The following is a 12915-nucleotide window of genomic DNA, read 5'->3' as shown; positions in this document are numbered from 1 at the left end:
GCCTAGTTCATGTTTGTTACTGCCCCGGTGTTTTCACCGGATTCGAGGGCGGCATAACCCTCGGGCAGATCGATTTCATAGAATGTGTACGACAGCGTGATCGTATGCACAAATTTTCCGTCCCGGTCGTCAACGATTTCCGGGTCGACAAAGAAGGTAACGGGCATCTGAACCCGCTCACCTGGTTCCAAAACCTGCTCCTCAAAACAGAAGCAAGCAATTTTCTCAAAGAAGGCACCGGCAGAATATGGCGTCACGTTATAGGACGCCTGTCCTGCGATCGGTCTGTCCGTTGGGTTGTAGGCTTCATAGAACGCAAGGCCGGTCTCGCCGATCTTAATTTCCATCTCACGCACTACAGGTTTAAACTCCCACGGCATGTCGCGTTCTTTGGAGCCGTCAAAGCGCACGGTGATGGTCTCCTCCAACACCGTGTCTGAATCAGTCAGGGCAACGCCGGTGACGCCACCAAACCCGGTAACGCGGCAGAACCAGTCGTAAAACGGCACTGATGCCCAGGCCAACGCGCCCATGACAACAACAACACCAACCAGTTTGGCTGCCGTTTTCTGTGGGGCATCCATCGCCATCAGTTTTGCTCTGCCGCCTGGGCCTGCGGGAATTTGAAGTCACCGGACGTGACCTTGACGATGGTCATCGCCAGTACCAGCACTACAAAGGCAGCCAATGACAGGCCGACGCCCATATTGCGGCCAAACCGACGTTGATGCAGTTCATGTTGCGGCTTGAAGCTCATCTTACCAGCCTCCCAGTCCAAAAGGTTTCAACAGGGCCTCGGTCAGAATGGCCCCGAAATGCAGGAACAGGTACAGCAGCGACAGCTTAAAGAAGCTGCGTTCTGCCTTAAAGTTATCCTGCTCGGAATCTTCCTCATCACGGCGCCAGATCTTCAAGGCGCCCAGCAGGAACAATGCGTTCATCACTACTGCCACGGCCAGATAGATCGGCCCGCCAATGCCCGAGAACGCAGTTCCAACTGCCAGCAGTGCCAGCAGGATAGTGTAAACAAGGATATGCACACGGGTGGCGCGGCGACCGTGGGTCACGGTCAACATCGGCACGCCCGCATCGTCGTAGTCGTTGCGCATAAACAGGGCCAAGGCCCAGAAGTGCGGCGGTGTCCACATGAACGTCAGGGCAAACATCAGCCAAGGCTCGACAGACATGGTCCCGGTCGCAGCAATCCAGCCAATCACTGGCGGGAACGCACCTGCAGCACCACCGATCACGATGTTCTGAGGCGTCGCCCGTTTTAGCCACATGGTGTAGACAACGACGTAAAAGAAGATTGTGAAGGCAAGGAATGCCCCAGCCATTACATTGGTCGCCAGCGCCAGCATGATCACAGACATGCCCGACAAAGCCAGTCCCAGGCTCATCGCTTCGCCTGGCTCAACCTTTCCAGCAGGAATCGGACGACCCTTGGTGCGTTTCATCACCATATCGATATCGGCATCCCACCACATATTCAGCGCACCTGAGGCACCGCCGCCAATGGCAATAAACAGAATTGCGCAAAAGCCAATAACAGGGTGCACTGTCACCGGCGCAGCCAGCAGGCCGACCAGCGCAGTGAAAACCACAAGTGACATCACCCGTGGCTTTAGCAGGGCAAAATAGTCACCAAAGCTGGCTTCATCCTCGCGGAGTGTGCTGGCCTGAATGCTTGCGTCGGTCATGTTTGGTCCATTTGCTTTCTGGTCGCGCAACAGACACGCAAACCAGAACCGTTTAGAAGTAAGTCAAGGCGCGGATCATAGCGCGCCCTGACTGGTTTTTTTGAGTTCTGGGCGTCCTCGCCCGTCACAGGTGATCAGTTCGATGCAACCTGAAAGCTCTGCGGCAGGCCGGCATATTCTTCGATCGCGCCTTTCAGCCACTCGTCATAAACCTCTTGGCTAACCACTTTCACAGTGATCGGCATATAGGCGTGGTCCTTACCACACAGCTCAGAACACTGACCAAAGTACACGCCTTCTTTGTCTGCGTTGAACCATAGCTCAGCCAGACGACCTGGAACGCCATCTTGCTTAACCGCAAAGGCAGGCATCGCCCACGAATGGATCACGTCAGCACCGGTCACCTGCATTACAATAGTCTTGCCAACAGGCACGACCACAGCTGTGTCGGTCGCCAGCAGGTATTCATCAGCAGCATAGCCGTTTTCTTCCAGCTCTTCCTTGGGCAGCATGAAGCTTTCAAAGCCGAACTCGTGGTCAACATATTCGTAACCCCAGTACCACTGGTATCCGGTCACTTTGATAGTGATGTCTGCCTTTGGAATTTCTTGCTGATTGAACAGCTGCGGCAGCGAGAACGAACCAATCAGCACCAGAATCAAAATCGGCACCAAGGTCCAGGCAATCTCGATAGATGTGTGATGTGTAAAGGTAGCCGGAGTGGGGTTTGCACGCCGGTTAAAGCGAAGAATCACATACAGCAGAAGGCCGCCAACAAACACACAGACCACGGTAATGATGATCAGGATCAGCAGATCCAGTGATTGCATGCCCCGTGCGAGCTCAGTCGCTGCGGGTTGGAAGTTCAGCCCCCCCGGTACGGGTTTACCAATGGATTCCAGACCGTCCTGAGCCATAGCTGGCAGACTGGTTAGGCCTGCAAAAAGGCCCGCAAGCTTAAAAGCGTTCTTCATATGTATGTCCTGATCATTTGATCGCGTTGTTCGTCGCGCCGCCACATTCAACAAAGAATCTATTGATTCCAAAAAACGCATCGGCCCCGTTGTCTTTGTTGACGGTAGAAATCATATTCCAAGCAACAGATAAAGAGTTATGCTTGCGTCAAATGGGCGCTTTCTTGATTTAGATCAAAAAAAATGAGGTCATCACCATGGAAAACGCTGCCTTTCGACCTTTTGAGACCGCCCTACCCGCAGATGACGCGTTAAATGTGTTGCGATCTGCCCTCTCTGGCGCCGACGATGGCGAGATATTCGCCGAGCGCCGCAAGTCTGAAGCACTGGTTTTTGACGATGGCCGCCTCCGCAGTGCCAGCTACGATGCCTCCGAAGGCTTTGGCCTGCGCGCCATCAACGGCGAAGTCGCCGGTTATGCACACTCAACCGACGTTTCCATGGCCGCGTTGAAACGCGCCTCTGAGACTGCGCGTCTGGCTGTCGGCGATGGCGGCGGCACACTGGCGGATGCACCCAGTGCCACCAACCGCAAGCTATACACAGACGAAGACCCCATCGGCGCTATGCCGTTTGCAGTCAAAATCGAGACCCTGCGCGAGATCGACGCCTTTGCGCGTGATCTGGATCAAAGAGTGGTGCAGGTTTCGGCAGTTCTGGCAGCTTCCTTGCAAGAGGTGGAAATCCTGCGCGCCGACGGAGTGTTGGTGCGCGATGTCCGCCCCATGACCCGGCTGAACGTTTCAGTGATTGTCGAACAAGACGGCCGCCGCGAAAGCGGATCGGCCGGTGGCGGAGGTCGCGTTGGTCTGGATGGCCTTGTGAATCCGGCTGACTGGCAAGCCAAAGCCCGCGAAGCCCTGCGAATTGCCTTGGTCAACCTAGATGCGGTGCCCACACCAGCCGGTGTCATGGAAGTGGCGCTTGGGCCGGGTTGGCCCGGCATTCTGCTGCACGAAGCCATCGGGCACGGCCTTGAAGGTGATTTCAACCGCAAGGGCAGCTCCGCCTTTGCAGGCCTGATGGGCCAGCGCATCGCCGCCAAAGGTGTCACAGTACTAGATGACGGAACGATACCTGACCGCCGTGGCTCTATCACCATCGACGACGAAGGCACCCCGTCCCAAGCCACAACGCTGATCGAAGACGGCATTCTTGTTGGCTATATGCAGGATCGCCAAAATGCCCGTCTGATGGGCGTCAACCCGACCGGCAATGGACGCCGCCAAAGCTATGCCCATGCGCCAATGCCACGGATGACCAATACATATATGACAGGCGGCAACGCAGATCCCGCGGATCTGGTTGCAGACATAAAGGACGGCATTTGGGCAGTTGGCTTTGGCGGCGGTCAGGTCGACATTACAAATGGCAAGTTCGTGTTCTCCTGCACCGAGGCCTACCGCGTCGTGAACGGCAAAGTAGGCGCTCCGGTAAAAGGCGCGACATTAATAGGTGACGGCGCTACGGCCCTCCACCAAATTCGCGCATTAGGTAACGACATGTCACTGGACCCCGGAATGGGCAACTGTGGCAAGGCTGGACAATGGGTGCCTGTCGGTGTTGGCCAACCAACCGTGCTAATGGATGGGCTGACCGTTGGCGGAGCCGCCGCATAAGGCAAGTCCCTCAACGAAAAGCGGAAAACCTACGCAAAAAATACTGTCGCAGCGCCGCCATTTGCCCTGCGACAGCCAATTTCTCTTTGGATTTTCGGGCTTTGAATAGTTTTTGGGAAATCTTCTGAAAATAGCCCCACGTTCACTATCTGTTAACCGGCTTCGCGTTAAACATATTCTTGCAAGCAGGCGGAGCAGAGGATGACCGAAGAATACACTTCTTCCACTCACCCCCCACTCCCACCCACCACGGAAGATAATCAGTTTTCCTGGCTTCGTCTGCTGCGTTCTCGCAGGGTTGGTTCGGTGACCTTTCACCGCCTGATCGCCGAGTATGGTTCAGCGCAGAACGCGCTGGATGCGTTGCCCAAAATGGCACGCGACGCAGGAGTAGACGGGTATAAAATATGCCCAGCACCTGTGATAGACGCCGAAATCAAGGCCGCAAAAGTCGTCAAAGCGCGACTTTTGTGCCTTGGCGACGTCGATTACCCGTCCCAGCTTTCCAGCTTAAAAGACGCGCCGCCCCTTCTGTGGGCCTTGGGCGACCCAAAGATACTGCAAACACCCATTGTCGCTTTGGTTGGCGCCCGCAACGCGTCATCGCTGGGCATTCGAATGGCACGCGCCTTGGCACACGAACTTGGGGACCAAGGATATACAGTTGTTTCTGGGCTGGCCCGTGGCATCGATACCGCCGCCCATCTAGCGTCTTTAAACAGTGGTACCATCGCTGTCATGGCAGGTGGAGTAGATGTGATCTACCCGACGGAAAACACCAACTTGGGCAAAGACATTGCGCAGCAGGGCCTTCTGCTTTCTGAACAACCCATGGGCCTGAAACCACAAGCCCGACATTTCCCCTCTCGAAACCGGATCATCTCAGGTCTGGCCAGCGCAGTTGTCGTGGTCGAGGCAGCCGCAAAATCCGGCAGTCTGATAACCGCCCGCGATGCATTGGATCAAGGGCGAGAGGTTCTGGCTGTTCCCGGTCACCCCTTTGACGCCCGCGCCAGTGGCTGCAACATGCTGATCCGCGACGGTGCACAATTGGTCCGCAATGCCGAAGACGTCATCGCCGCCCTCCCCGCACGCCCACGTCGCGTGCAGCAGCAACTACAACTGGACGACCTGCCAACTCAGCCACAACGGCGCAGCCTGCGTGAGACGGCCGCGCTTCACCAGGAAATCCTGTCGCGCCTCGGCCCCTCTCCCACAGCCGAGGATCTACTGATCCGTGACTTGGCCGCTCCAGCGCAACAGGTCTCTTCTGCTTTGACCGAATTGGAGCTGGAAGACGAAATCATCCGTCAGCCCGGCGGCATGCTGTCACGCGGGCGCCGTCAGTAACAGAACTCGGCGATCACCGGGCCCCAACTGCTACAGAACGGCTCCCCGGCATACCAGACATCCATGGCACCAATGGAATGCTCCATCACCACCCAAGTATCACCCGACCGCACGTACAATGCCTGCATATGTGTGCCATCCATCATGTCGTAGGAAAAATCGCCGCGAATGTATCCCGGCGTCTTTTCAAGATCGATTTCCCTGCCACCGGGGCGCTGCGGCTGCACCGACGCAAACGCCCGATCACCCGACACTCTTAAATCATGAACAACGAATTCTACCGGATCACCCAAATCGGCTTCAGCCAGCGGCCGTAGCGCGTTCATCAATGCTTTTCGCTCTGGTGTTCCGCGCTCAGGCTCATACCACGCAGGCACAGCCTGATGCTTCTCAAGTACTTTAGCCCCACCTTTTTTGGATTTGCTCATTTCCTGCGCAGCTAGTGGCACAGCCACCAATACAGCTGCCAATACCAATCCCAGCTTCATCTCAGTCCCCAATTTCTATCGTAAATTTTTGTGGCAAACTTGGCCCCAAAACTGAATGATTGACAATCCCCTCTTGCGCCCCACATCTTGCCCGGCCATAGAACGTGCCGTATCCGTCCCATGAGGTTAGACCTAAATGCCCGTAGTTGTTGTAGAATCGCCAGCCAAAGCCAAAACGATCAATAAGTATCTTGGCTCGGACTACACAGTTTTGGCGTCTTACGGCCACGTGCGCGACCTTCCGCCTAAGAATGGGTCAGTCGATACGGACAATGAATTCGACATGAAATGGGAAGTCGGAAACGACAGCCGCAAACATGTCAAAGCCATCGCCGACGCTCTGAAAGAAGACAACGCACTGATCCTCGCGACCGACCCCGACCGCGAGGGAGAAGCGATTAGCTGGCACCTGCAAGAGGCCCTGACCAAACGTCGCTCCATTAAAAAGGACACGCCAGTCAGCCGCGTCACCTTTAACGCCATCACCAAAGAGGCCGTGCTCGAGGCAATGGCCAACCCACGTCAGGTCGACATGCCGCTGGTCGAGGCCTATCTGGCCCGCCGCGCGCTGGACTATCTGGTGGGCTTTAACCTGTCGCCGGTTCTGTGGCGCAAACTGCCCGGCGCTCGGTCCGCTGGACGCGTGCAATCTGTCTGCCTGCGCCTGATTGTGGAGCGCGAGCTGGAGATCGAGGCGTTTAATCCGCAAGAATACTGGTCCGTCCGCGCCCTGCTGACCACCCCGCGCGGCCAAGACCTAGAGGCCCGCCTGACAGTTCTAGGCGGCGACAAGCTGGACAAGTTCAGCCTCGCCAATTCCACCGCTGCCGAAATGGCCGTACAGGCCGTCGCCAGCCGCGCACTCTCGGTCCAGTCGGTCGAGGCTAAACCCGCGGCGCGAAACCCTTCTGCGCCCTTCATGACCTCTACCCTGCAGCAGGAAGCCAGCCGTAAATTCGGCATGGGCGCCAAGCAATGCATGAGCACCGCCCAACGACTGTATGAGGCCGGCTACATTACTTATATGCGTACCGATGGCATCGACATGGCCCCCGAAGCCGTGACCGAGGCGCGCGCCGAAATCGACAAACGCTACGGCGGCAACTATGTCCCCAGCAGCCCACGGGTCTACAAGAACAAGGCCAAGAACGCGCAGGAAGCCCACGAATGTATCCGCCCAACGGATATGAGCCGCGATGTCGCCAACCTCAAAGCAACCGAAGAAGACCAGCGCAAGCTTTATGATCTGATCTGGAAGCGTACCCTGGCCTGCCAGATGGCCAGCGCCAAGATGGAACGCACCACAGTCGATATCGGCTCAGACGACAAACAGGTGATGCTGCGCGCCACCGGTCAGGTCGTCTTGTTCGACGGCTTTATGCGCGTCTACGAGGAAGGCCGTGATGACGTAGTCCAAGATGACGACGACAAGCGCCTGCCACAGGTCATGCAGGGTGAGCCAACCAAGTTTTCCGATGCATCGCTGACACCTCAGTTCGACAAGGCCGCCAAAGACGGGTCTCAACCATCTAAGAGGGGTGATCTGCGCAGCAACGGCTCGGCCCTGCTGTCCCAGAATGAATCGGTGCTGGCGCTGCAACACCACACTGCACCACCGCCCCGTTATACCGAGGCGACACTGGTCAAAAAGATGGAAGAGCTGGGCATCGGCCGCCCCTCGACCTACGCCAGCGTCATCACCACGATTCAAGATCGCGAATACGTCCGCAAGGAACAAAACCGCCTGCACCCCGAAGACAAGGGCCGCATCGTTACCATCTTCCTCCTCAACTTCTTCCGGAACTACGTCGGCTACAACTTTACCGCCGATCTGGAAAACCAGCTGGATGAGGTCAGCGCAGGCAACGGCGACTACAAGGACTTGCTGGCCAGCTTCTGGCGCGATTTCTCGGCTGCCATTTCTGAAACTTCGGACCTGCGTATCTCTGAGGTGCTGGACGTTCTCGACGACGCTCTGGCCCCACAGCTGTATCCGCCACGCGAAGACGGCACCGACCCACGCGCCTGTCCCAAATGTGGTCTGGGCCAATTGCACCTGAAATCCTCGCGCACCGGCGGCTTTGTCGGCTGCGGCAACTACCCCGAGTGTAACTATACCCGCCCCATCTCCGGTGAGGGCGCAGAAGGCTATGAAAAGATTTTGGGCGAAGACGCGGGCGACGAGATCCACCTGAAGTCAGGCCGCTTTGGCCCCTACGTTCAGCGCGGCGAAGCTACCCCTGAAAACAAGAAACCGCCACGCTCCTCGCTGCCCAAACAGGGCAGAGAATTCCTCCCCGGCTGGGGCCCGAATGAGGTAACACTGGAACAGGCTGTCACCCTGCTGACCCTGCCACGCGAAATCGGCCAACACCCCGAAGGCGGCGTGGTTGCCTCTAACCTAGGTCGCTTTGGCCCCTACATCATGCACCAACTGGCAGATGAGGAAAAACCGGTCTACGTGAACCTCAAGAATACGCTGGACGTGTTTGAAATCGGCATGAACCACGCGATGGAAATGCTGGCCGAAAAACGCGCCAACCCGGGCCGTGGCCGCCGTGCCGCAGCCAAAGCGCTCATGGAACTAGGCGAGCATCCCGATGGCGGCGGCGCCGTCAATATCATGGATGGTCGCTACGGCCCCTACGTCAAATGGGAAAAGGTCAACGCGACCCTGCCCAAGGACGTCGAAGCCAAGGACGTGACCATGGAAATGGCCGTTCAACTGCTCACGGAAAAGGCAGGCAAAAAGCCCGCCAAAAAGAAAGCCGCCCCCAAGAAAAAGGCGGCTGCCAAAAAGAAACCCGCCGCCAAGAAGGCTCCGGCCAAGAAAAAGGCTCCAGCTAAAAAGGCCAAGTCAGAAGAGTAACTCCAGATCCCATTCATCTGGCCCCAAATATCCCGGGGAGCGCGAGGGGCTGGCCCCTCGCTCTTCTCCTCAGGGCAGCATCCGTACTAATACTCAAAGCTCTCAGTATTATTGACTTGCCCCCTTCCCAGCGTCAGAACCTCATTCAAAGGTATGTTGCTGGGAGTTTTCCATGAAGAAAGTATACGCAAACGCCGCTGAAGCGCTCGACGGGCTGCTTCATGACGGCATGTTCATTGCGGCGGGTGGCTTTGGCCTCTGCGGCATTCCGGAATTGCTACTGGATGCAATCAAGGACGCAGGCACCAAGGATCTGACCTTTGCCTCCAACAACGCGGGCGTTGATGACTTTGGCATCGGCATCCTGTTGCAGACCAAGCAGGTCAAAAAGATGATCTCGTCCTACGTGGGCGAAAACGCCGAATTCATGCGTCAGTATCTCTCCGGCGAACTTGAACTGGAGTTCAACCCGCAGGGCACCCTGGCTGAGCGCATGCGTGCTGGTGGCGCTGGCATCCCCGGCTTCTTCACCAAAACCGGCGTCGGCACCGTGATCGCCGAAGGTAAACTGGAAAAGCAGTTCCCCACCGGCCCAGATGGCGCCATGGAAGACTACATCATGGAAGAAGGCATGTTTGCCGATCTCGCCATCATCAAAGCCTGGAAAGCCGACGAGACCGGCAATCTGGTGTTCCGCAAGACCGCACGCAACTTCAACGCGCCTGCTGCGACCTGCGGCAAGGTCTGCGTGGTCGAAGTGGAAGAGATCGTGCCAACTGGCTCGCTAGACCCCGACACCATCCACCTGCCCGGCATCTATGTGAATCGCATCATTCAGGGCACCCACGAAAAGCGCATCGAACAGCGCACCACCCGGCCAGCGGCATAAGGAGAGCGAACATGTGGGATCGTAACCAAATGGCGGCGCGGGCCGCTCAAGAGCTCCAAGATGGTTGGTATGTAAATCTCGGCATCGGTATCCCGACGCTGGTGTCCAACTATATCCCTGAAGGTGTAGAGGTCACCCTGCAGTCGGAAAACGGCATGCTAGGCATGGGCCCCTTCCCTGTTGAAGGCGATGAAGACGCCGACCTGATCAACGCAGGCAAGCAAACCATCACCGAACTGCCACAGACTGCCTATTTCGACAGCGCACAAAGCTTTGCGATGATCCGTGGCGGCAAAATCGCCATGGCGATCCTGGGCGCGATGGAAGTGGCCGAGAACGGCGACCTGGCAAACTGGATGATTCCCGGCAAGCTGGTCAAAGGCATGGGCGGCGCGATGGATCTGGTCGCTGGCGTAGGCCGTGTTGTTGTGGTCATGGACCACGCCAACAAACACGGTGTATCTAAGGTGCTCAAGGAATGCACTCTGCCACTGACTGGTAAAGGCGTTGTAGATCGCATCATCACCAACCTTGGTGTTCTGGATGTCGTCGAAGGCGGTCTGAAGATTGTCGAAACCGCCGAAGGCGTGACCGAGGCCGACTTGCGCGCCGCAACTGAAGCGACAATTGTCGACTAAGCTTGACACAGTTCAAATTGCAAGGCCCCGCCGGAAATGGCGGGGCTTTTTGCGTTTCAAGGGGGGCGCTCGCCCATGGGGCAGTCAGGCGTAGCCCGTCCGTACAGCGTGAAGAAATGAAAAACACGATACCTGTTTCACCGGGGCACGCATTCGGGGCACGCAAAACCACTCCACGGTTGATACGCGCTGCCCCCCAATCGGCCACTTGCTGCGTCACAAAACTGTTACATCGCGCGTGCTATATCTCAGGCAGACATGAGACAGATCCGATTTAACAGGTTGATGTGATGCAGAGGGGTTGGACAGCTCTAACCCTGCAAATGCACACCCCCGTACTCTTGTCTGATTTTCCACAAAACATGGATACAACTTATGCTGAGTTACAGCTCGGATACCGGTTGGGTATTCGACCCTTTACAATGCGGCCTTGTCATCGCGATCATCGCCTTTTCAGTTTACCGAAACCAGGTCCGGCGTAAATCCTTACACAAACGAGACGACGGCCTCTATGTTTGGGTGGAATGGTACGGGGGCGAGCGGTGTTCCGCCACAGATCCCTCAGTGCCAGGCGGCCTTTGGGACAGCGAAGCAGATGACGGCGGAGACGGAGGCGATTAATCGGCCTCTTTTTTTTCCACTTTCAATTCTCTTGTACTGCGCCCAATAGGGCAGAATTCACTGCATCGTTCTAAACACACAGCCATCCGAAATCAGCTGCGGTGGAGTAAGGCACAGCCCTTTGGCCACCTGAAACGCCGCCAACACCAGCGGCACATAATCTCTGGTTTCCGGGAAAGGTGGTACGCCCTGATGGTCCCGAATACTGCCCTCGCCTGCGTTGTATCCTGCCAGTACCAACACCGGATCACCGCCGAACTTCTCCATCAACCAATCCAGATATTTGACGCCGCCCTGAATATTCTGCTGTGCCGCTAACACATCTTCGACATCAAACCGCACAGCTGTGTCCGGCATCAACTGCATCAATCCCTGCGCGCCAGCAGAACTGACAGCATCCACCTGCCCTGCCGATTCCACAGCAATCACTGCCAAGACCAACGCAGGTGACACTTTGGTGCCGATACTGGAAGTCAGAATCGAAACTCCCTGCGCGCTGGCGATGTCCTGCATCAACTGCAACCGTGGTGCCGTTACGGTCTCACCTCCGGCCAAAACCATCAAAGCTTCATCCAACCGCCCCGGCCCAGACGCCGACAGCTCAGGCGAGACATTCTCCCAGAACCAACTGTACCGCCCGACCATCTGCCCAGCCGCGCCGTTCTCCCCAGCGTCTGTCTCCCCGTCCCCTATGACGGTCTGCGCCTGCGGTTCTTCTATCTGTATTGTTATTCTCTCTCGCGTCCCAGGCTGCGGTGGCCGAACCCGTTTTGCCTCAAAATTGGGAAAGGGCGTCGGAGTCTCAGCCGCGCCCCCTAAAGGAAGTGAAGCAACAAAAACTGCCAGAGCCGAAAACCAGCGCAACATGAGCCCTCCTTGATTAAAATTTTTAACTAATTATCAGGGTTTACGGCCAAAAAACCAGCACTTGGGACGGAAATCTGACGGTTTCGCCACAATTACCACCAGACGCCTTCGGTTGGTCTCAATAATTTAGAATTAATGAATGATGAATATCTTTATTTTCAAAGACTTAAGATAAACCCTGCCAGAAAGTTAAACTAAGGCGCCATTTTCCGGATTTTGGCCCAAATGCTGCCACGCTCCGAGGGGTATAAGTGTTCATACCAAGTCGGACAGAGCTTTGCAGGAGAGAGCAGGCTCACACAGGACGACAAGGTCGAAACACATATCAGATCCTTTGGAGGGACACACAATGATCAAATTCTTCAAAAACTTCCGCAAAGACGAAGCTGGCGCCGTGACTGTTGACTGGGTTGTTCTGACAGCTGCTGTAGCCGCTCTGGCCGGCGTTGTTTACACATCCATCGAAGATGGCGCTTCCGACCTGACAACTTCGACAGGCACATTCCTGTCTAACCAGGCGCCAACTACTCCGACTACCTAATAAGCTAGTCTTAGTGGTGTAAGTTTTGGGGCCGCGTCTTTGATCCAAAGGCGCGGCCCTTTCCCCAGGAACCCTCACAAACGAGGTTCACAATGGATAAATTTAAAGCATTTCATAAAAACGAAGATGGTGCTGTTACAGTTGATTGGGTGGTTCTAACCGCCGCAATAGTTGGCTTGGTCATTCTGATAGCTTCGGCAATGGAAGACGGCGCGCTTGGTCTTGCAGACGGATTGGCCACCTACATGTCAAACTGGTCCTTTAGCTAAAAACGTTTCTAATTGGCTCAGCTTGTCGCAGATGGCTGCCTAGCATGCACACCCGTTGCTCATAATTGAGTGATACAGTAATCGAGATCG

At 56.2% G+C, this 12915-nt stretch carries 14 protein-coding genes; 8 read left to right on the top strand and 6 right to left on the bottom strand.

Annotated elements, in window-relative coordinates:
* Positions 1-2 precede the first annotated feature (2 nt).
* From DL239_RS10730 to coxB, 4 genes are all read right to left on the bottom strand, one after another.
* Positions 3-590, bottom strand: a complete 588-nt coding sequence (locus DL239_RS10730; protein ID WP_167684095.1) for a cytochrome c oxidase assembly protein — start codon at positions 588-590, stop codon at positions 3-5.
* Positions 590-757 (bottom strand): cytochrome c oxidase system small membrane protein, encoded by a 168-nt coding sequence (locus DL239_RS10725; protein WP_167684094.1) that lies wholly within the window; start codon positions 755-757, stop codon positions 590-592. Before DL239_RS10725 ends, DL239_RS10730 begins: the two co-directional genes overlap by 1 nt.
* A gap of 1 nt (position 758) precedes the next feature.
* Entirely contained in the window at positions 759-1700 is a 942-nt protein-coding gene (gene cyoE, locus DL239_RS10720; RefSeq protein WP_167684093.1) for a heme o synthase, read from the bottom strand.
* A 134-nt stretch (positions 1701-1834) separates the two neighbouring features.
* Positions 1835-2674: a cytochrome c oxidase subunit II gene (coxB, locus tag DL239_RS10715; protein ID WP_167684092.1), complete on the bottom strand. Its 840-nt coding sequence runs from the start codon at positions 2672-2674 to the stop codon at positions 1835-1837.
* 197 nt (positions 2675-2871) lie between these two features.
* Here coxB and tldD point away from each other — a divergent pair, with 197 nt between their 5' ends.
* Together tldD and dprA are read left to right on the top strand one after the other, a co-directional pair.
* The gene (gene tldD, locus DL239_RS10710; RefSeq protein WP_167684091.1) at positions 2872-4293 is read left to right on the top strand and encodes a metalloprotease TldD; all 1422 of its coding nucleotides are present in this window, start codon (positions 2872-2874) and stop codon (positions 4291-4293) included.
* Between the two features lie 201 nt (positions 4294-4494).
* Positions 4495-5643: a DNA-processing protein DprA gene (dprA, locus tag DL239_RS10705; RefSeq protein ID WP_167684090.1), complete on the top strand. Its 1149-nt coding sequence runs from the start codon at positions 4495-4497 to the stop codon at positions 5641-5643.
* Here dprA and DL239_RS10700 read toward each other — a convergent pair.
* Positions 5637-6131 carry a hypothetical protein gene (locus tag DL239_RS10700; RefSeq protein WP_167684089.1) on the bottom strand — a complete coding sequence of 165 codons (495 nt, stop codon included), beginning with the start codon at positions 6129-6131 and terminating at the stop codon, positions 5637-5639. The genes dprA and DL239_RS10700 overlap by 7 nt on opposite strands.
* Before the next feature lie 136 nt (positions 6132-6267).
* Here DL239_RS10700 and topA point away from each other — a divergent pair, with 136 nt between their 5' ends.
* From topA to DL239_RS21445, 4 genes are all read left to right on the top strand, one after another.
* Entirely contained in the window at positions 6268-9000 is a 2733-nt protein-coding gene (topA, locus tag DL239_RS10695; protein WP_167684088.1) for a type I DNA topoisomerase, read from the top strand.
* 172 nt (positions 9001-9172) lie between these two features.
* Positions 9173-9889, top strand: coding sequence for a CoA transferase subunit A (locus DL239_RS10690; protein ID WP_167684087.1), 717 nt, complete (start codon positions 9173-9175; stop codon positions 9887-9889).
* 11 nt (positions 9890-9900) lie between these two features.
* Positions 9901-10527, top strand: coding sequence for a 3-oxoacid CoA-transferase subunit B (locus DL239_RS10685; protein ID WP_167684086.1), 627 nt, complete (start codon positions 9901-9903; stop codon positions 10525-10527).
* 375 nt (positions 10528-10902) lie between these two features.
* Complete coding sequence (locus DL239_RS21445; protein ID WP_206188424.1) at positions 10903-11148, top strand: hypothetical protein; 246 nt, start codon at positions 10903-10905, stop codon at positions 11146-11148.
* 57 nt (positions 11149-11205) lie between these two features.
* On the opposite strand, the gene DL239_RS10680 is transcribed toward DL239_RS21445, so the two are convergent.
* Positions 11206-12015, bottom strand: a complete 810-nt coding sequence (locus tag DL239_RS10680) for a lytic transglycosylase domain-containing protein (RefSeq protein WP_167684085.1) — start codon at positions 12013-12015, stop codon at positions 11206-11208.
* A gap of 349 nt (positions 12016-12364) precedes the next feature.
* Between DL239_RS10680 and DL239_RS10675 the strand changes: the two genes are divergently transcribed.
* Both DL239_RS10675 and DL239_RS10670 read left to right on the top strand, forming a co-directional pair.
* Positions 12365-12556: a hypothetical protein gene (locus tag DL239_RS10675; RefSeq protein ID WP_167684084.1), complete on the top strand. Its 192-nt coding sequence runs from the start codon at positions 12365-12367 to the stop codon at positions 12554-12556.
* Positions 12557-12648: 92 nt separating this feature from the next.
* Entirely contained in the window at positions 12649-12825 is a 177-nt protein-coding gene (locus tag DL239_RS10670; RefSeq protein WP_167684083.1) for a Flp family type IVb pilin, read from the top strand.
* Positions 12826-12915 lie beyond the last annotated feature (90 nt).

This window comes from Parasedimentitalea denitrificans (assembly GCF_011813015.1).
In the GTDB taxonomy this organism is placed as follows: Bacteria; Pseudomonadota; Alphaproteobacteria; order Rhodobacterales; family Rhodobacteraceae; genus Parasedimentitalea; species Parasedimentitalea denitrificans.
Note: the sequence above shows the minus strand (reverse complement) of the source record. Positions and strands in the feature narration are given on the sequence as shown.

Coding starts and splice junctions, on each gene's coding strand:
- DL239_RS10730 (WP_167684095.1), bottom strand. CDS start 590: ATGGCGATGGATGCCCCACAGAAAACGGCAGCCAAACTGGTTGGTGTT.
- DL239_RS10685 (WP_167684086.1), top strand. CDS start 9,901: ATGTGGGATCGTAACCAAATGGCGGCGCGGGCCGCTCAAGAGCTCCAA.
- DL239_RS10670 (WP_167684083.1), top strand. CDS start 12,649: ATGGATAAATTTAAAGCATTTCATAAAAACGAAGATGGTGCTGTTACA.
- coxB (WP_167684092.1), bottom strand. CDS start 2,674: ATGAAGAACGCTTTTAAGCTTGCGGGCCTTTTTGCAGGCCTAACCAGT.
- tldD (WP_167684091.1), top strand. CDS start 2,872: ATGGAAAACGCTGCCTTTCGACCTTTTGAGACCGCCCTACCCGCAGAT.
- DL239_RS21445 (WP_206188424.1), top strand. CDS start 10,903: ATGCTGAGTTACAGCTCGGATACCGGTTGGGTATTCGACCCTTTACAA.
- cyoE (WP_167684093.1), bottom strand. CDS start 1,700: ATGACCGACGCAAGCATTCAGGCCAGCACACTCCGCGAGGATGAAGCC.
- topA (WP_167684088.1), top strand. CDS start 6,268: ATGCCCGTAGTTGTTGTAGAATCGCCAGCCAAAGCCAAAACGATCAAT.
- DL239_RS10690 (WP_167684087.1), top strand. CDS start 9,173: ATGAAGAAAGTATACGCAAACGCCGCTGAAGCGCTCGACGGGCTGCTT.
- dprA (WP_167684090.1), top strand. CDS start 4,495: ATGACCGAAGAATACACTTCTTCCACTCACCCCCCACTCCCACCCACC.
- DL239_RS10680 (WP_167684085.1), bottom strand. CDS start 12,015: ATGTTGCGCTGGTTTTCGGCTCTGGCAGTTTTTGTTGCTTCACTTCCT.
- DL239_RS10700 (WP_167684089.1), bottom strand. CDS start 6,131: ATGAAGCTGGGATTGGTATTGGCAGCTGTATTGGTGGCTGTGCCACTA.
- DL239_RS10725 (WP_167684094.1), bottom strand. CDS start 757: ATGAGCTTCAAGCCGCAACATGAACTGCATCAACGTCGGTTTGGCCGC.
- DL239_RS10675 (WP_167684084.1), top strand. CDS start 12,365: ATGATCAAATTCTTCAAAAACTTCCGCAAAGACGAAGCTGGCGCCGTG.